General features: G+C 69.3%; 12 protein-coding genes. 8 read left to right on the top strand and 4 right to left on the bottom strand.

Features of this window, described 5'->3' with window-relative positions; all coding sequences use genetic code 11:
- The first annotated feature begins 91 nt into the window (after window positions 1-91).
- The 5 genes from Q1K70_RS21330 to Q1K70_RS21310 all read left to right on the top strand — a co-directional run bounded on the left by Q1K70_RS21330 (window position 92) and on the right by Q1K70_RS21310 (window position 11381).
- Window positions 92-3559 (top strand): tetratricopeptide repeat protein, encoded by a 3468-nt coding sequence (locus Q1K70_RS21330; protein WP_300164511.1) that lies wholly within the window; start codon window positions 92-94, stop codon window positions 3557-3559.
- 627 nt (window positions 3560-4186) lie between these two features.
- The gene (locus Q1K70_RS21325; RefSeq protein WP_300164508.1) at window positions 4187-6193 is read left to right on the top strand and encodes an adenylate/guanylate cyclase domain-containing protein; all 2007 of its coding nucleotides are present in this window, start codon (window positions 4187-4189) and stop codon (window positions 6191-6193) included.
- A gap of 73 nt (window positions 6194-6266) precedes the next feature.
- Window positions 6267-7016, top strand: coding sequence for a hypothetical protein (locus tag Q1K70_RS21320; protein WP_300164505.1), 750 nt, complete (start codon window positions 6267-6269; stop codon window positions 7014-7016).
- A 129-nt stretch (window positions 7017-7145) separates the two neighbouring features.
- Window positions 7146-9470, top strand: coding sequence for a bifunctional diguanylate cyclase/phosphodiesterase (locus tag Q1K70_RS21315; protein WP_300164501.1), 2325 nt, complete (start codon window positions 7146-7148; stop codon window positions 9468-9470).
- 87 nt (window positions 9471-9557) lie between these two features.
- A complete protein-coding gene (locus Q1K70_RS21310; RefSeq protein ID WP_300164498.1) occupies window positions 9558-11381 on the top strand; it encodes a 6-hydroxymethylpterin diphosphokinase MptE-like protein in 1824 nt (607 codons plus the stop codon).
- Here Q1K70_RS21310 and Q1K70_RS21305 read toward each other — a convergent pair.
- The 4 genes from Q1K70_RS21305 to Q1K70_RS21290 all read right to left on the bottom strand — a co-directional run bounded on the left by Q1K70_RS21305 (window position 11363) and on the right by Q1K70_RS21290 (window position 15679).
- Entirely contained in the window at window positions 11363-12319 is a 957-nt protein-coding gene (locus Q1K70_RS21305) for a glycosyltransferase family 1 protein (protein ID WP_300164495.1), read from the bottom strand. The two genes, Q1K70_RS21310 and Q1K70_RS21305, sit on opposite strands and share 19 nt — an antisense overlap.
- A gap of 43 nt (window positions 12320-12362) precedes the next feature.
- Window positions 12363-13502 carry an N-acetylneuraminate synthase family protein gene (locus tag Q1K70_RS21300; protein WP_300164492.1) on the bottom strand — a complete coding sequence of 380 codons (1140 nt, stop codon included), beginning with the start codon at window positions 13500-13502 and terminating at the stop codon, window positions 12363-12365.
- Window positions 13499-14128 (bottom strand): winged helix-turn-helix transcriptional regulator, encoded by a 630-nt coding sequence (locus Q1K70_RS21295; RefSeq protein ID WP_300164489.1) that lies wholly within the window; start codon window positions 14126-14128, stop codon window positions 13499-13501. Before Q1K70_RS21295 ends, Q1K70_RS21300 begins: the two co-directional genes overlap by 4 nt.
- A 168-nt stretch (window positions 14129-14296) precedes the next feature.
- A complete protein-coding gene (locus Q1K70_RS21290) occupies window positions 14297-15679 on the bottom strand; it encodes an FAD-binding protein (protein WP_300164486.1) in 1383 nt (460 codons plus the stop codon).
- 102 nt (window positions 15680-15781) lie between these two features.
- Between Q1K70_RS21290 and Q1K70_RS21285 the strand changes: the two genes are divergently transcribed.
- From Q1K70_RS21285 to ribH, 3 genes are all read left to right on the top strand, one after another.
- On the top strand, window positions 15782-16213 hold the full coding sequence (locus Q1K70_RS21285; protein ID WP_300164483.1) for a DUF4019 domain-containing protein: 432 nt from the start codon (window positions 15782-15784) through the stop codon (window positions 16211-16213).
- A gap of 308 nt (window positions 16214-16521) precedes the next feature.
- On the top strand, window positions 16522-17733 hold the full coding sequence (locus Q1K70_RS21280) for a bifunctional 3,4-dihydroxy-2-butanone-4-phosphate synthase/GTP cyclohydrolase II (protein WP_300164480.1): 1212 nt from the start codon (window positions 16522-16524) through the stop codon (window positions 17731-17733).
- A 10-nt stretch (window positions 17734-17743) separates the two neighbouring features.
- Window positions 17744-18045: 6,7-dimethyl-8-ribityllumazine synthase (ribH, locus tag Q1K70_RS21275; RefSeq protein ID WP_300164477.1), on the top strand; the 302-nt coding region annotated here is incomplete at its 3' end.

Genomic DNA, 18045 nt, shown 5'->3' with positions numbered 1-18045 from the left:
TTCTTGCCGCGAGCGTGGATTTCCTCCGGCGCATCGGCTAGGCTTCGGCCACGCCTTGCCGTTGCACCATACCCGTCGTCGGAGGGCCGTCATGCGCCGCAGTCCCGTCGCCCGCAGCCTCCTTCTCGTCGCAGTGCTCCTTACGCTGGTTCCCCTGGCCGCCCTGGCCGCGCCGGACCCGGTGGGCCGGCTCATCGACGCGCGGGGGCAGGTGCGCCTGCGTCCGGCCGGCTCTTCGGACTGGCGCGAGGCCGCCCCGGGCAGCGACCTGTATCCCGGCGACGCCCTCCAGACCGGCCAGGCCTCCCGGGCGGCCATCCTTTGCGCCGACGAATCGCAGATCAAGCTCAACGAAAACACCGTGCTGGTGCTCAAGTCCGCCGCCGCCTCGGCCCGGCTGGCCGGGGGCGGGTTCGTGCCGGCCAGGGCGGCCGGCGGCCGGGAAGCCAGCTTCTACGAGGTGCCCCAAGGCGAGGTCTGGCTCAAAAACGAAGCCGAACGCTTCCGGTTCGAGATGGCCACCCCGGCCCTGACCGCCGCCATTCGCGGCACGGAGTTCGTGCTGCGCGTGGCCTCCGACGGCTACACCTCCGTGGCCCTTCTCGGCGGGGCGCTCACGCTCTTCAACCTCCAGGGCGAACTGGCCCTGGCCGCCGGGGAGATGGGCTCGGCCCGGCCGGGCCAGGCCCCGACCAAGCAGGTGCTGGTCAATCCGGAAAACGCCGTCCAGTGGACCCTGTACTATCCGGCCGTGGCCGACCCGGCCACGCTCCTCGCCGGCGCGGGAAGCGGCCAGGCCGACCGGCTGGCCCGGCAGGCCCTGGAGGCTGCCGGGGCGGGCGACGTGTCCGGGGCCTTCGCCGCCCTGCGCCGGGACCTCGACCCCGGCGCGGCCGACGCCCCGGCGCTTTGCGCCGGGGCCTACGTGGCGCTCATGGCCGGCGAGCCGGGCGCGGCCCGGCGCTGGCTGGACCAGGCCCTTTCGCGCGACCCCGGCAGCCTGCCCGCCCAGGCCCTGGCCGCCCAGATCGCCCTTTTCGAGAACCGCCGCCAGGACGCCGCGAAGACGGCCGACGCCCTGGCGGAAAAGGCCCCGGACAGCGCCCTGGCGCAAGTCACGGCCGGCCTGGCCGCCATGGCCGGCTTCGACCTGCCCGGAGCCAAGGCCCGCTTCGTCAGGGCCCTGGCCCTCGATCCCGCCTTCGTGGCCGCCGCCGTGTACCTGGCCCGCATCGAGCTCGGGTCCGACGAGCTGGAAGCGGCCCGGCGCACCATCGACAAGGCCCTGGCCGCCGCCCCGGACGAGGCCGTGGTCCTGGCCACGGCCGGGTTCGTGCGCCTGGGCTTTCGCGACTTCGCCCAGGCCGAGACGTTCTTCGAAAAAGCCCGGGAGCGCGACCGGGGCCTGGGCGACGCCTGGCTGGGACTGGGCTACGTGGCCTTTTCCCGGGGCAAAAAGGCCCTCGGGCTCGAACGCATGCTCGCGGCCACGCTCCTTTCCCCGCGCCTGTCGCTTCTCCAGTCGTCGCTCGGCAAGGCGCTCTACCAGAACCGCGACTTCGAAAAGGCCCTGGCCACCTACGACTACGCCGCGCGCCTCGACCCGCGCGACCCCACGCCGCACCTCTACAAGGGCATCGCGCTCACCGACCTCAACCGTCCAGGCGAGGCGGTGCGGGAAATAAACGCCTCCATCGCCAAAAACGGCAACCAGGCCGTCTTCCGCTCGCGCCTGACGCTCGACCGCGACCTGGCCGTGCGCAACGTCGACCTGGCCCGCTCCTTCATCCTGCTCGGCCTTGGCGACTGGGCCTATTCGAAAGCCGTTACGGCGGTCAAAAACGATCCGCTGAACCCCTCGGCCCACCTGTTCATGAGCAACGCCTACATGGCCACCCGCCAGCGCACCGGGGCCTCGGGCACGGAACTGCTCCTCTACCGCCTGCTCTCCCCGGCCAACCAGAACAGCTTCACCCTCTACAACGACTACACGCCCATGTTCGAGATGCCCTACCTGCGGCTGCAGACCGTGGGCAGCGCCGGGTTCTGGAGCAACGGCAAGCCCGTCTGGTCCGCCTCGGCCGAGGCCTACGGCGGCGTGCCGGGCGTGGCCGGAGACGTCTACGGTTCCTGGAACGCCGACGAGGGCATGCGGGAGAAAAACAGCGGCTCCCGTTCGCTCTACGGCTTCGGCCAGCTCAAGTGGGAACCCACCGTGCGCGACGCGGTGCTGGCCGCGGTCACCTCCAACAACACCTGGGCCGGCGACAACACGAGCCTCAACGACTGGCGTTACGCCAATTCGCCCGACCAGCGGCAGTTCTTCGACTACAAGACCGCCGAGCTGGGCTACGTGCGCCGCTTCGGCCCGGGCGCGACCTTCATCGGCTACGCCGCCACGGCGAACAACCTCTGGGACTGGAAGGACCGCAGCTATTCCTACGCCACGCCCGAGGGCGGCGACGCGCCCCTGGTGGAGTCCTACGCCCAGTACCGGCGCACCCGGCAGCAGTTCTCGAGCTTCCAGGCCCAGCAGCAGCTCGTGCTCGGCGACCACACCCTCCTGGCCGGCGGCGACTACTTCACCGGCGAGCTGGACTACCTGCGCAAATCCCGGGACATCTTCGCCTATTACGGCCAGATCGCCGAGGACGCCGCCAACCGCTACCACTACAACCCGGCCAACCGCTCCGGCAGCGTCTACGCCATGGACTACTGGAAGCTGGCCCCGGGCCTGATCGCGGAGATCGGCCTCGGCTACGACGCCGTGGACTCGCCCCGGTACGGCTGGCCCGACCCCATCCACAGGGAGCTCGTGAGCCCCCGCCTGGGCCTCGACTGGCAGGTCGCCGCAGACCACACCCTGCGCCTGGCCTTCCAGCGCTACCTGAACACCCACACGCTCTTTCAGTCCGTGATCCAGCCCTCGGAAGTCGCCGGCTTTCCCGGCCGGCTCAACGCCGACGACGGCTCCACGGTCACGGAACTCGGGGCCGGCTGGGAAGCCCAATGGGACGCCGACACCTTCACCGTGGCCAAGCTCACCTACCACAACGTCGTCAATCCCCAGTACGACCCCTACGCCAGCGGCAACCGGGAGGTGGACGTGACCGTCAGCCGGTACATGGCCACCCTCGGCGTCAACCGCATCCTGACCCCGTCCCTGGGGCTTTCGGCCTTCGGCGTGGCCAAGCGGCTCCTGCCCACGGAGGTCACGGCCCGGCGCTATCCCGAAAACGACTTCTTCGAGGCCGACGGCGTGCTGGCGCTCAATTACCTCCACGAGTCGGGCCTGGGCGCGGGCATCTCCGGCACGGCCGTCCACCAGTACTACTTCGACGACCGCTATAGGAACGTCTATGGCGAACGGCGCACGGAAACGCTCTTCGGCCTGCTGAGCGCCCAGCTCTCCTACCAGTTCCCGGGCAAGCGCGGCTTCGCCTCCGTGACCGGAACCAACCTCACCGGCACGCGCTTCACCTACCAGCGCGAGGCCGTGGCCCTGGACGCCTTCTATCCCGACCGCCAGATCGTGTTCAAGCTGGGCTGGTATTTTTAGAATGTGCCGACATTTGTTCGGATTCATGCTCTTTTTCTTGTCAAGTAAAATGCAATGCCAACAGCCAAACTGACGGCCTATCGGAAAATCAAAACAACAAAAATGAGCTTGCCAAATGAATACTGAAAATTCATCATTTTATTACAATCCTGCGTATGACAGCATCAAAAACAAGCGGCATGATGACGCCATTCAGCAACTAACTCTTGCCATAAGCGAAAATCCTTCTTTTGCGGAAAATTAATTTGCGCGAGGCGCTTGCTATCACATTACCAACAAAAACGACCTTGCCATTAAAGACATGACGCAAGCATCGCAACTAGGACTAGAAAAAGCTTGCAATACCTAGAGTCCCTTCATTTGAGCCAGACAGATACGCGACGGCGGGTGGATACTGTTAACTCTGAAACTCGAACTGCTGAAAAGAATATGATGGAAATACTTACAGAATTGTTTCTCAATATTTGACAAAATGAAAAACATAAAATTTACCTAACCAAATTACAACCTGATACGACAGACTAGCCATCGCGACCTCGTCGTTTCTGCATGGGGCGATATTAACTGTCTGGCTCAAATATTATGTCGCCACAACCTAGACGCGCTCCTGCGGCGCAAGGAGCGGACATGGCCGGCGAATCGGCAGGGGAGAAGGGGCAGCGGCTGCGGGCGGCGCTTCTGGGCGTCGCGGTCGGAGCCAGCCTGTGGGGGTTGGCCGTCCTGGCCGGCGGCACACCCCAGGGGCGCTCCCTGGAGGACATGGCCCTGGACGCGGCCTGGCTGCTGCGCGCCCGTGACCGCCCCCCGGCGGACATCCTGGTGGTGGCCGTGGACGAGCCCTCCTTCCAGGAGATCGGCCTGCCCTGGCCCTGGCCCAGGCGGCTGCACGCCCGGCTCCTGGACCGGCTGACCCGGGCCGGAGCCCGGGCCGTGGTCCTGGACATGGTCTTCGCCGAGCCCTCGACCCCGGCCGACGACGCGGCCCTGGAAGCCGCCCTGGAAGCCTCCGGACGGGTCGTGCTGGCCAGCGCCCTGGAAACCGTGGACGACCCGGCCTTCGCCCGGCAGGTGCGCATCGATCCCCTGCCGCTTTTCGCCCGGGCCGCCGCCGGAACGGGGCTGGCCGTGCTGACGCCCGACCCGGACGGGGCCGTGCGCCGCTTCTCCGGCCGCCTGGCCGGCCTGCCCACCCTGGCCGGGGCGGCGGCCGCCCTGGTTTCCGGGCGGAGCGACGCGCCGGACGCGGCCGGGCTCATCGACTACCCCGGCCCGCCGCGCACCATCGACACGGTCTCCTACGTCGACGTCCTGGACCCGGACCATCCCCTGCCCGAGGGGCGCATCCGGGGGCGTGTCGTGGTGGTCGGCCGGGCCATGGCCGCCTCGGCCGCGCCGCTGGGGCAGGCCGACGCCTTCGCCACGCCCTTCACCCGGGCCACGGGCCTCCCGGCCTTCGGCCCGGAGGTCCACGCCGCCATCCTGGCCACGCTCCTCGGCGGCGGCCCGGGAGGCGAATGGCCGCCCCTGGCCGCCCTGTCGCGCCTGGGCCTCGTCCTGCCCCTGGCCGGGGCGCTTTTCTTCCGCCTGCGCCCCGCCGCGGCGGCGGCCGGGGCCGTGGGCCTGGCCGCCGGACTGCTCGCGCTCTCGGCCGGGCTGTTCGTCCGGCGCTTCTTCTGGCTGCCGCCGACGCTGCTCGCGGGCGGGCTCGTCGCCTGCGGCGCGGCGGCCACGCTCTACCGGGGACTGGTGGAATCGCGGGAGAAGCGCTTCCTGGCCCGGGCCTTCTCCCGCTACCTCTCGCCCGTGGTGGTGCGCGATCTGGTGCGCCGGCCCGAGCGGCTGGAGCTTGGCGGCGAGGAGGCCGTGGTCACGGTGCTTTTTTCCGACTTGGCCGGGTTCACCAGCTTTTCCGAGACGCTCTCGCCCAAGGAACTCATCGGCGTACTCAATGCCTGGTTCACCCCGGCCACGGACGTCATCCTGGCCGCCGGCGGCACCCTGGACAAGTTCATCGGCGACGCGGTCATGGCCTTCTGGGGCGCGCCGCTGCCCGACGAGGCCCAGGCGGCCAAGGCCCTGGGCGCGGCCCTGGCCATGGAAGCGGCCCTGGCCGGACTGGCCGAGACCTTCGCCGCCCGGGGCCTGCCGCCCCTTCGCGCCCGCATCGGCCTGCACCGGGGCCCGGCCGTGGTCGGCAACGTGGGCTCGCGCGAGCGCTTCAACTACACCATCCTCGGCGACACGGTGAACCTGGCCTCGCGCCTGGAATCCCTCAACAAGCAGTACGGGACCACGGTGCTGGCCAGCGCGGCCGCGATCGAAGCGGCGGGCGGCGGCTTTCCCCGCCGGCGCGTGGACCTGGTGCGCGTGGCCGGCCGGGCGGCGGCGGTGGAGGTCTTCGAGCCCCTGGGCCCGGCCGGCGCGCCCCTGCCCGACTGGGCGGCGCTTTTCGCCGCCGCCCGCGAGGACTACGACGCCCGGCGCTTCGAGGCGGCCCTGGCCGGTTTTCTGGCCGCCGACGCGGCCCGTGGCGTCGATCCCCCCTCGCGGGTCCTGGCCGGGCGCTGCCGGCGCTTCCTGGCCGCGCCCCCGCCCGAGGACTGGGACGGCGTGTTCGTGCCTACTGGGAAATGATCTCCGCCCTCTTGTGGGCGACGGCGAAAGGTCGTAGTCGTTACGGTGAAAATCCAACCACGGAAGGCGCGACATGGCCCAAGGCATCTCCTCGACGGTCTACGCCGGCGAAAGCGGCAACCTGCTCATCGACTCCCTGGTCTATGAAGGCCTGCCCCTGTGGACCGAGGAAACGCCCTCCCCGGGCCTCACCGTCACCTACGCCTTCATGACCACGCCCCTGGTTCCGGCGGACAACGAGGAGCCCATCAACGACTTCGCGCCGCTAAACGCCACCCAGCAGGCGGCCGTGCGCCTGATCTACGCCACCTCCCAGCCCCTGACCGGCCTCAACATGGTGGAAACGGCCGACCCCCTGACCGCGGACGTCGCCTTCGGCACGGCCGACCTGACCGATCCCGACGTCATGGCCGTCACCATGACCGGGGCGACGTATTCCAAGAACGCCGACGGCCAGACCGTCATCGACCGCCAGGACTACGTCTACCTCGACAACGCGGAATACGGCGAGGCGCTCTCCAACCCCCTGCCCGGGACGCTCGGCTACGAGACCATCCTGCACGAGACCGGCCACACCCTGGGCCTCGACGACACGGCCTACACCCGGACCCTGCCGGCGGTCCTGGACAACACCGACTTCACGGTCATGTCCTACAACGAGACCGACACCTACAAGGCGACCTTCTCGGTGCTCGACATCCAGACGCTCCAGTATCTCTACGCGGACACGGGCACCATCCGCTCCTTCGGGGTCATCCCGGTGGCCACCTGGCCGGGCGTCTCCGGCGCAACGACCGCGGGCGCGACCCTGGCCGCCGGCTGAGCGCCGCCGCCGCGACACGCAATCGTCAAGCAAACGTCACCGTTCCGTTCCCCGACCGTCGGGAGAAAAGCCGGCCCCTGGGCTTGACTGCCAAGCGCGGGCCCGAGCCTCGGGCTTCGCGGAGGCGGCATGGAACCGACGCGCATCACGTCCTCCATCATGTTCAAGCACATGCTGGAGCAAAACAGGGTCCTGGCCGGCAAGGCCGGTCGGGGACGGCCCCACGTGGCGTCGCTGCTCGACGCCGCTCCCGTGACCCGGGACGATCGCCTGGCCATCCTGACCTTCGAGGCGGCGGAATTTCACCTGAAGTTCGCCGGCATCGGCGTGGAGGCGGGCCGGGCCTGCCTGCGCGCCTGCCTGGACGCGGCCGTGGAGCGTTTCGCCCAGGGCTTCCCGGGCTGCGACCTGCTGTTCATCCAGGAAGCCTCGCCCGGGGAAGCGGTCTTCGTCTTCGAGCACGAAACCGACGACCAGAGCGAGCTCTTCTACTGGTACCTGGCCTACCGGGCGGCCGTGCTGCGGGCCGTGGCCGAGGGGCCGGGCCGCACGGCCGGCGGCGACCTGGACCTGCGCGTCGGCTTCGCCTGCCTGGAGCGGAACGGGGACCTGCCCGCCGCCGAAGCGCTCTTCGGGGCGGTGTGCAAGGCCAAGCGCCTCTCGCGCCAGAGCATCGACGCCGCCGCCGTCCCGTCCCGGGCGGAACTGGCCAGCCTTTTCGCCAAGGGACTGGCCGGCGTGGTCTACCAGCCCATCGCCGACCTGGCCACGGGCGTGGTCCTCGGCTGGGAAGCCTACGCCCGCAGCCCTTCGGGCATCCCCATCCAGGACGCGCTGCGCCTGTTCGAGATGATCGGCTCCTCGGACAAGGCCCTGGAGGTCGAGCTGGGCCTGTGGCAGCTGGCCCTGGCCGGCGTGGGCGGGCTTTCCCCGCGCCAGAAGCTCTTCCTCAACGTCGGACCGGCCTGCCTGTGCGCCCGCGACAGCCAGGCCGGGGCCTTCTCCCGCCTGGTAGAGGCGCACGGGCTGGCCCCGGGCCAGGTGGTGCTGGAATTTTCCGAACGTTTGAGCCCCGGCGAACTGGCCGCCCTGCCCGAGCGCCTGGACGACTACCGCTCCAGGGGATTTCTCATCGCCATCGACGACGTGGGCGCGGGCCATTCCAACATGATGCTCCTGGCCAGGCTGCGCCCGGACTTCTTCAAGGCCGACCTGGCGCTCACCCGCGACGTGGCCAACAACCCCTTCAAGCGGGTCATGATCGAGACGCTGGTGCTGGTGGCCGACAAGATCGGGGCCAAGGTCATCGCCGAAGGCGTGGAATCGGAGCTGGCGCTCACCTCCCTCGTGTCCATGGGCGTGCACGCCGGCCAGGGCTACCACCTGGGCGTACCGGCTTTCCCCAAGCCCGAGGGCGGCCGGGTCATGCCGCCCAAGGCCGGCTACGGCCAGGTGGCGGCCGGCGACTGGAAGTGCGCCTCGCCCGTGGGCGACCTCATCGAGCCCTGCCTGGCCGTGGACACCGGGCGCAGCATCGGCGAACTCAAGGAGATGCTGGCCGACAAGCCGGTCATGTGCTCGGCGGTGGTGGTGGAAGGCGACGCGCCGGCGGGCCTGGTCATGAACTACAACCTGGACAAGGCCCTGAGCTCCAAGTTCGGCGTGGACCTCTACCACAGGAAGCGCGTGACCCGGCTCATGGACGCGAGTCCCCTGTGCGTGGAGCACGACACGCCCATCGAGGAGGCGGCGCGCCAAGCCATGAACCGCGCCCCGGCCAAGATCTACGACGACATCGTGGTCACCCGCGACGGGCTGCTGGCCGGCACCGTGTCCGTGCAGAAGATGCTCGACACCCTGGCCAAGGTGCAGGTGGAGCTGGCCAAGGGGTCCAACCCCCTGACCGGCCTGCCCGGCAACGTGGCCATCGAGCGGGAATTCTCCCGCCGCGACCGGGAGCGGCAGGCCTCGTGCCTGATGTACGTGGACCTGGACAACTTCAAGGTCTACAATGACGTGTACGGCTTCAGCCAGGGCGACCGGGTCATCCTGCTCACGGCCCGGTCCCTGCGCGAGGCCGTGGCCAAGGAGGGCGCGCCCGGGGACTTCATCGGCCACGTGGGCGGGGACGACTTCGTGGTCATCGCCGCGCCCGAGGCCGCCGACGCCATCGCCGGGACCACCGTGGCCCTGTTCGCGGCCGAGGTCCCCTCCCTGTACACCCCCGAGGACCGCGAGCGCGGCTCCATCCGGGGCAAGGACCGCGAGGGCCGGCAGCGGGAATTTCCGCTCATCACCCTGTCCATCGGCATCCTGGAATGCCTGTTCGAGGCGAGCGTCACCTTCGAGGACCTGAGCCACCGCGTGGCCTCGGTGAAAAAGCTGGCCAAGGCGCGGCCCGGCAATTCCGTGGTGCGCGACCGGCGCGCCCCCCTGGGCGCGGCCGCCTGCTGAGCCCCGCCCCTGGCCACGGCGGGCAGGCTTGCGGCACGGCGGCAAGCGCCCTATCGTGCCGCCACATTTCAGGACAAGGATGCCCCCATGCCCGTTCCCGTGTTCACGGCCGTCACCGATGTCGTTCCCGAATTGACGGAAGAATTCCTGGTCTGCCTCGGCCGGCCCGACCGCTTGCCCCAGCGCGACGATGCCCTCGTCTACGTGGCCGAAACCGTCACGGACCAGGTCCTTCGGGAACTGGCCGCCCTCGATCCGGCGCGCATGTCCGGGGGACTCGTGGTGGCGACCGCCTCCCGGGAGCATGCCGCCCGGCCGGCCGAAACGCTCCAGGCCCAAAAGCTCCTGGCCCTGCTCTTCACGAAATACGTATACATGCCGGCCCTGACCACCCGGGTGCCCGACCCGCTGGGCCTGCGGCCCCAGGACACGCCGCCGGAATACCTGCACGACCTCGACATGCTGCGCAACACGCCCCTGCACCTGCGCCACAGTCTGGTGGACAAGCTCGAAAAACAGCAGGTGGGGCTGCCCTGCCTGCTGCTGCTCCCCGGCCCTTCCCTGGCCCTGCTCGCGCCGCACATCAAGGAACTCGCCCGTCGCCACCTCACGGTGACCATCTCCCGGGCGCTGCCTTTCCTGCGACGCCACGGCGTCGACCCGGACGTGCTGCTCCAACTCGACACCGTGCCCATCCAGACGCATTTCCACCATCCTTCCGACCGTTTTCCCGAATCCGTGCTCCTGGCCCTGTCCATGGCGCCGATCCAGTCCTTCGCCGCGCACTTTCGCCGGGTCTTCTTCATCGACAGCTTCAACCTCGGCGTCCTGCCCAACAAAGCCCGCATCCGGGAATCGTGGCTCAGTTCGCTTTTGCCCTGCCTGGGCTGCGCCGAGGCGCTCCACGCCCCGCGCGTGCTTCTGGCCGGAGCCGACCTGCGTCTGCTTGGCCGGGACGTCTACTACAACGAAGCCGCAGCGAGCCCGGAAGCGGCCCTGCCGGACCACCACGCCCCGCTGGCCAGCGGCCCGGACGGCACGTTGCTGCTTCCCGACGCCGCCGGAAAGCAGGCGCGCACCACGCTGCAGTACTTCGCCACGGCGGCCGAGGCCGAATTTTTCGCCCAGGCCATCCAGGCCGCCCAGGGCACGGCCTTCGGCAACCTTTCGGACACGAGCCTCCTCGATCCGGGCCTGTTCGCGCCGACCTCCATGGAAACGGCCCTCGACGCCCCGGTCCTCGACAAGAGCGCCTTCCTGGCCAAGGCCGACGCCGCCGACGCCGACAAGGAAGAAGTCTCCCTGCGCGCCCTGCGCGCCCAGTACGCCCGTCGCCTGGACGAAGCCCGCCGCGACCGCGACCTCATGGCCTGCATGCGTCTGGCCGACCGCGAAAAGGTCACGCACCACCCCTGCTTCCGCTACGTGGCCGCCAACCTGCCCTGGTTTCGCCCCGTCAACGAGGAAAGCCGCTTCGACCTGGCCGCCAACCTGGCCGAGGAGCTTTTCCAGGCCGCCCGCTTCGCCCGCAACGTCGCGACGCTGCACCTGCTGGCGGACAAGGGCCGTCCCGTGCCCGTGCTGGCCACGGCGGCGGAGGAGAAGCGGCTGCGCCGGCTGCTCTCCCTATGGCGGCCGGGCTGGAACTGGCTTTTTCGCGGCATCGAGGCCATGGGCTACGAGGAGCCCATGCCCTCCGGCGGCGGCCTGGCGCTGGCGGCCGTCGGCGACTGGATGCTCCATCAGGAGGCGGTGATCCTCGGCGCGGACTGCGCCAGGGAGTTCCGCTACGCCTTGTCGCTCATGGCCTTCGACAACGTGGTGGCCGCGGACGCACTGCTGGCCTTCCGGCCATTGGCGTTGGAGGAGGAAAGCGAAGCGGAGGGCGGCGATCAGGCGAGATTTTCGTAGAAGCGGACCAGGTCGGCGGTCAGGCGCGCCTCGGTCCAGACGGTTTCCATGAACCGGCGGGAAGCCGCCCCGAGGGCGGCGCGCTCGTGCGGGTCGAGGACCAGCCGGCGCACGGCCGCGGCCAGGGCCTCGCGGTCGCGGGCCACCACCCAGGGCAGGGCGTCGCAGGAGAAGTAGCCGCGGATGGTCGCGATGTTCCAGTCGTCGAGGCCGGCGATGGTCGGCAGCCCCTGGGACAGGGCCTCCAGGGAGGCCATGCCGTAGTAGCCCTGCATGTGGTCGAAGGCCAGGTCGCAGGCCTGCTTGCGGGCCAGGCACTCCACGTGGGGCACGTCGTCGATGAGCTCGAGCTCGAGCATGGGCAGGGCCGGGGCGAGGTCGCGGCACACGGCCAACAGGTCGTCGGTGTTTTTGAGGTCCTTGCGCGTGGGCGAATGGGCCAGGCGCACCTTGCCGTCGGGCCGGCGTGGCGCGGGCTTGTAGGCGGGCAGGTGTTCCGGCACGAGGTTGGGCTGCCAGCGCGCGCCGGGGAGTTTTTTAAGCAGATCCGGCGTGCTCACGAGCAGGTTGCGCCGGCCGAGGTCGCGGTACTTCTTCTGGAACATCTCCGGATTGGCCCGAAAGACGTGGTGCCCGTGATGGTGGTGCACGATGGCCTTGCCGGAAAGAAACGGCGCGGCCGTCACCTCCCCGAGCGGCATGTGCTCGTCGGCGAGCATGTGGAAATGCAGGATGTCGGCGGATTCGAGGACCGCCGTCAGCTCCTCGCGGCCGGCCGCGTCCAGGTCCGGCACGTGCAGGTCCTTTTCCCAGGCGTGGGTGTAGCGCGTCTGGGTGGTGACCAGCCGGCAGACGTGGTCCGTATGGCGGTGCAGGGCGTTTCGCAGCAGCGACCCCACGCCGGCCGGATCGTTCTCCGCGATCATCACGATGCGCATGCCGTGTTCCCGTGCCGCCGAATCTTCCCGCCGCCGTCCGGCATCAGGACCGTTCGCCCGCCGCTTCCTTGCGCCGCCGGCCCTTGGGCGTCCCCGGCACGGCGGCGGCCTCGGCGGCCGGGTCGGAAAGCAGCAGCGAGTTCCAGTCCACGAGCTCCTCGCAGGCGACGCTGCGGGTCAGCCGCGCCCCGAGCACCTCGTCCCAATGCACGGGCGAGATGCCGTTGCCCGGGCATTTGACCGTGACGTCGGCCGGGGTCAGCACGTGGCCGGCCGGCAGGTCCCGGGCGAAGACGATGCTCTTGCGCAGCTTGCCGGCCGAGGCCAGTTCCGCCGGGCAAAGCTGCTTTTCGGTGAGCAGCATGGCGGCCTCGGCCTCGCGGATCATGGAGCGCATGGCGGCGAAGGCGGCCGGCTCCAGGGAAGCCTGATGGTCCGTGCCGCGCTGGGTGCGGTCCAGGGTGAAATGGCGCTCCACCACGCAGGCGCCGAGGACGGCCGCGGCCACGCTCGGCCCGAGGCCGGCCTCGTGGCCGGAGTAGCCGACCGGCAGCCCGTAGCGCCGGGCCAGGGCGTGCATGACCGGCAGCCCCACCAGTTCGTCCGGGCAGGGGTAGGAGCTGTTGCAATGCAGGAGCACGATGCGTTCGTGGTAGCGGCGCATCTCGGCCACGGCCACGTCGATGTCCGGCCAGAGGCTCATGCCCGTGGACATGACCACCGGCACGCCGGCCTCGCCGACCAGGCGCAGCATGGGGATGTTGACCACGTCGGCCGAGCAGACCTTGAAAAGCTCCATGCCGAGTTCGAGCATCTCCCGGGCGCTGACCGCGTCCCAGGCCGAGGCGAAAAAGACCAGCCCCAAGGATTCGGACAGGGCCTTGAGCTCGGCCATGTCGTCCAGGGAAAGCTCCAGGGCCAGGCGGTGCTCGCCGTAGGTGGGGCCGAAGCTGTTGGCCCCGCCGTAGGGGGCGGACAGGCCGGCCTGGGTGAAAAGGGCGTCCATGTCGCGCTTCTGGAACTTGACGGCGTCGGCTCCGGCCTCGGCCGCGGCATGCACCATTTCCCGGGCCCGGGCCAGCTCGCCCTGGTGGTTGTTGCCTATTTCCGCGACGAGAAAGCAGGGTTCACCGTGTCCGATACGCCGGCCGGAAGCCAGGCGGATGCTTTGCTCAGTGCTCATAGGCTCACCATCTCCATCCCCCGGGCGCGACACAGGGGCTCTAGTTGTTGACGAATCTCGTCCCGCCGCCCGAACGACGTGATGAGTACGGCCTGGCAATCCACCATCTCGAGGACATGCGGAGGAGACACGACGTAGCCGTGAAAGATCGAGCCCTGCTTGTCCGGGTCGTTGTCCACCATGGCCACGACCTTGACCGGCATGGCCGCCAAAACGGACAGGGCGACCTCGCAGGTTTCCGAGGCGCCGAACAGGGCGATGCGTTCGATGTCGCGATGCGCCAGTTCCTTGAGGCGGTCGCCCACCTGGCGCTTGAGGGCGGAATAGATGCGGATGGCCTCGCTGGAAAACCCCCGGGCCATTTCGGCGTGGACGTCCTCGCCTTCCTGGGTGGGGATGTAGCGGTAGCTCTTGCCGTTTCGCGCTTCGAAGCGGATGAGCCCGCGCTCCTGGAGTTCGCGCAGGTGCTGGTTGACCACCGCGCCGCTTAAACCGAGGCGCCGGGCCAGGTCGCGCTGGGAAAGCCCGCTGTCGTGGCGCAGGGCGTCCAGGATGGCCAGCACCCAGGCGTCGCGGCTGGGGGCGAAATACTGGGTGGCCAGGGGAAGCGCCGGCAAACTGCTCATAACTCGATCATTTTGTTGCACATGCGTGTTCCTATCAGGGACATTCCCCCAGCACAACCCATGGACAAAAATCCCGCCGCCTCACGACTCCACGGCCTTCGCCCCGGAAAGCGCCGCTTCCCGACCGTTCGCCGTCAAAACAATTATCGGCGCGCGCGGCGAAAAACTTTACCGTGCCAGACTGGCGAGCCTGAGCCGGGACGGACGGTCCCGCGTCTGCCCCAGGCGTTGCCGGAGAAGTCGCCAAACGGCTGTCGCGTCAGGGTTCCGACGCGGTGATGCATGCTTTTGCAAGGTTCGGGCCAACCAGGAAACAACCTCCCGCTCCTCTTCCCGGTCGCGTCCGAACCCCTCCAGGCAGGCCGCCAAGCCCCGGGCCAGGGCCGGGGCTTCGGGCCGCCAAGCCTCGCGGGCGGCCGTTTCCCCGGCTCTGGCCCCGAACACCAGGCAGGCCGCCACCATGGCCCCGCCGATCCGGTTGGCCCCGTGCATGCCCGTGGCGCACTCGCCGGCGGCAAAAAGCGCCGGCACGTCCGTGCGGCCCCGGGCGTCGACCACCGCCCCGCCGTTGGCGGCGTGGGCAAAAAGCGCCACCTCCAGGCGCTCCCCGCCCCGGGTCACGACCACGACGCCGTCCGCGTCGGCCCGCTGCGCCAGCCACAGGTCCAGGGCGGCGTCCTCCAGGCCGTGGCCCAGGGGGCAATGCCCCTCCCTCCCGACGGCGGCCCGGGCCACCTCCCCGGGCAGGGGCGCGCCGGCCACGGCCGTGCCGTCCAGCAGGCTCCACACCGGCCAGAAGCGGCGGTCGGCCAGGCCCGCCCACATCCATTGCAGGTATTCGGCATTGGCCAGGCGCGCCCCGGCTTCGGCCAGCAGGCCGTGGCCGAAGCCGGGGTTGCCGCCGCCGGCCTGGTGCCGGAGAAAAAGCGGGGCCGTGCCGCCCATGGCCGCCACCGTCGCCCCGGCCGGCTGCAAAAGAAGGCTTCCCGACGCGTCCTCCAGAAGCGCCCCGAGGACGGCCCCGCCAGGCTCGCGCGCCAGGGAAAGCGCGGTCGTCCCGGCAAGGCTGCGGCCGCCGGCCGCCTTGATGCGCCGCCAAAGGAGCCGCCGCAGGCCCGGCAGATCGACGAGCAGGGCGGCGCGGCGCGAATCCGGGCTGAAGCAGGAACCGTACAGGCGCAGCCGGCCGTCCGGTTCGCGATCGAAGGCCGCGCCCAGGGCCTCGAGTTCGAGACGGCGCGGCAAGGCCTCGGCGGCCAGCACGGCCGTCAGTTCGGGCACGACCAGCCCCGGCCCGGCCACGGCCAGGGCCTCGCGGCAAAAGGCCTCGCGCGCCGCGTCGGTTTCCGGGGCGTGCAGGCCCAGCCGGCCGTTTAGGTTGACGAAGGACGAGCCGGACGGCCCGGCCAGGGGCGCGGCCACGGCCACCGCCGCCCCGGGCGCGGCTTCCAGGGCGGCCAGGGCGGCCCGCAGCCCGGCCAGGCCGGCCCCGAGGACCAGCACGTCCACGGGGGGCAGAAAAGCGACAGGGGGAGAGGTATTCGGGTCCATGGGCCACCATCCCGCAACCGGCCCTGGCGGGCAAGGCCCGGACCTGGACGGCCGAAGGCCGCCGGGGCATAATCCCGGAAACCCGCCTTTTCCGGAGGTTCCATGAAGATCCTGTCCGCCGTGCTGCTGTGCGTCCTGATGCTCCTGCCGGCCCTGGCCCTGGCCGAGGAGGCCGCGCCCATCGCCGACGACCAGAAGCCGGCCGTGGAGGCGGCCAAAACCTGGCTGGCCGGCATCGATGCCGGGGCCTATGCCAAGAGCTGGCCCGAGGCCTCGGCCTTCTTCAAGGGCACGGTCACGCAAAAGGATTGGGAAACGGCCCTGACCGCCTTTCGCAAGCCCCTGGGAACGCTCGTTTCCCGGCAGGTCACCAAGGCCAAGAGCCTTCCGAGCCTGCCCGGCGCGCCGGACGGGGCCTACGTGGTCATGGAATTCGCCACCGGCTTTTCCAACAAGAAGGAAGCCTTCGAAACGGTCGCCTTTTCTCGCGAGCCCGACGGCGTCTGGCGCGCCGCCGGCTACTTCATCCGGTAGCGCCGGCGGCCACGATGCCGCCGCCGGAATTCGTTCGGGCGGCCCTGGCCGCCTGAGGGGCTCCCGGCCGGGGAAACCTCGCGCCCTTGTCTTGCCAACCCCCCTGACGTAGACTATTTCCCCCTTGGACCCGGTCCGCCCGGGTCTTTGGTCTTTTCCACAAGGGCCGCAGCAAGTGTTGCTTCCTTAAAAAATACGTCAGTATTTTTTAAGATAAAAGTAAGTTGTTCAAAGGTGTTATCACGAGGCTACGCATGCACGGACCTCGTGGATGCGACACGAGCCGTCCAAACGAGGGATATTCACTTATGCGCATCAGCCCCATCGAGGAAGCCATCGAGGAAATCCGTTCCGGACGCATGGTCATCCTCGTCGACGACGAAGACCGCGAAAACGAAGGCGACCTCACCGTCGCCGCCGAAAAGGTCACCCCGGAACTCATCAACTTCATGGCCACCCACGGCCGGGGACTCATCTGCCTGTCGCTTGCCCCGGACATCGTGGACCAGCTCAAGCTGCCCATGATGACCACGGACAACAAGTCCCCCTTCGGCACCGGGTTCACCGTCTCCATCGAGGCCAAGGTAGGGGTGTCCACGGGCATCTCCGCCTTCGACCGCGCCACCACCATCCTGGCCGCCGTGGCCGACGGCGCGACCCCGGACGACCTCGTCACCCCGGGGCACATCTTTCCGTTGCGGGCCAAGGAAGGCGGCGTGCTCGACCGCGCCGGCCAGACCGAGGGCTCGGTGGACCTGGCGCGCCTGGCCGGGCTCAAGCCCGCCGCCGTCATCTGCGAGATCATGCGCGAGGACGGCAACATGGCCCGCATGCCGGACCTCGTGGAATTCGCCGAGAAGCACGGCATCAAGATCGCGACCGTGGCCGACCTCATCCGCTACCGCCTGAAGTTCGGCCGCCTGGCCGTGACCAAGGTGGCCGAGGCCGGCCTGCCCACGGCCTTCGGCACCTTCCGCGCCGTGGCCTTCACCGCCAGCGAGGACAACAAGACCCACATCGCCCTGGTCAAGGGCGACATCCATCCCGACCAGCCCGTGCTCGTGCGCGTGCACAGCGAGTGCCTGACCGGCGACGTGTTCGGGTCGCTGCGCTGCGACTGCGGCAACCAGCTCCACGAAGCCATGCGCATGATCGAGACCGAGGGCAAGGGCGTCATCCTTTATATGCGCCAGGAAGGCCGGGGCATCGGCCTGGCCAACAAGATCAAGGCCTACGCCCTCCAGGAGCAGGGCCTCGACACCGTGGACGCCAACCTGCGCCTGGGATTCAAGGCCGACCTGCGCGAATACGGCACCGGAGCCCAGATTCTGGTCGCCCTGGGCGTGTCCAAGATGCGGCTCATGACCAACAACCCGAAAAAGATCGTCGGCCTCGAAGGCTACGGCCTCGAAGTGGTGGAGCGCGTGCCCATCGAGATGAACGCCTGCGAGCAGAACATCGACTATCTGCTCACCAAGAAAGAAAAGATGGGCCACATGCACAACCTTGAGAACAAGTAAGGATACAGCCATGCACCACATTCGCACCGTCGAAGGCCAGATGACGGCCAAGGGCCTCTCCTTCGCCATCCTGGCCGCCCGTTTCAACGACACCATCGTGGACCGCCTGGTGGGCGGCGCGGTGGACTACCTGCTGCGCCACGGCGCCGAGCGCGAGAACCTGACCATCGTGCGCGTGCCCGGAGCCTTCGAGATGCCCCTGGCCGCCAAGAAGCTGGCCGCCTCGGGCAAGTACGCCGCCGTGATCTGCCTGGGCGCGGTGGTGCGCGGCCACACCCCGCACTTCGACTTCGTGGCGGGCGAGTGCACCAA

It is taken from the genome of Solidesulfovibrio sp. (assembly GCF_029978005.1).
Taxonomy (GTDB): Bacteria; Desulfobacterota; Desulfovibrionia; order Desulfovibrionales; family Desulfovibrionaceae; genus Solidesulfovibrio.
This window is presented reverse-complemented; position numbering and strand designations above follow the sequence as displayed.

Bases quoted from the DNA above. Each gene is read 5' to 3' on its own strand.
- Q1K70_RS21330 (WP_300164511.1), top strand. From the start codon at position 92: ATGCGCCGCAGTCCCGTCGCCCGCAGCCTCCTTCTCGTCGCAGTGCTC.
- Q1K70_RS21325 (WP_300164508.1), top strand. From the start codon at position 4,187: ATGGCCGGCGAATCGGCAGGGGAGAAGGGGCAGCGGCTGCGGGCGGCG.
- Q1K70_RS21320 (WP_300164505.1), top strand. From the start codon at position 6,267: ATGGCCCAAGGCATCTCCTCGACGGTCTACGCCGGCGAAAGCGGCAAC.
- Q1K70_RS21315 (WP_300164501.1), top strand. From the start codon at position 7,146: ATGGAACCGACGCGCATCACGTCCTCCATCATGTTCAAGCACATGCTG.
- Q1K70_RS21310 (WP_300164498.1), top strand. From the start codon at position 9,558: ATGCCCGTTCCCGTGTTCACGGCCGTCACCGATGTCGTTCCCGAATTG.
- Q1K70_RS21305 (WP_300164495.1), bottom strand. From the start codon at position 12,319: ATGCGCATCGTGATGATCGCGGAGAACGATCCGGCCGGCGTGGGGTCG.
- Q1K70_RS21300 (WP_300164492.1), bottom strand. From the start codon at position 13,502: ATGAGCACTGAGCAAAGCATCCGCCTGGCTTCCGGCCGGCGTATCGGA.
- Q1K70_RS21295 (WP_300164489.1), bottom strand. From the start codon at position 14,128: ATGAGCAGTTTGCCGGCGCTTCCCCTGGCCACCCAGTATTTCGCCCCC.
- Q1K70_RS21290 (WP_300164486.1), bottom strand. From the start codon at position 15,679: ATGGACCCGAATACCTCTCCCCCTGTCGCTTTTCTGCCCCCCGTGGAC.
- Q1K70_RS21285 (WP_300164483.1), top strand. From the start codon at position 15,782: ATGAAGATCCTGTCCGCCGTGCTGCTGTGCGTCCTGATGCTCCTGCCG.
- Q1K70_RS21280 (WP_300164480.1), top strand. From the start codon at position 16,522: ATGCGCATCAGCCCCATCGAGGAAGCCATCGAGGAAATCCGTTCCGGA.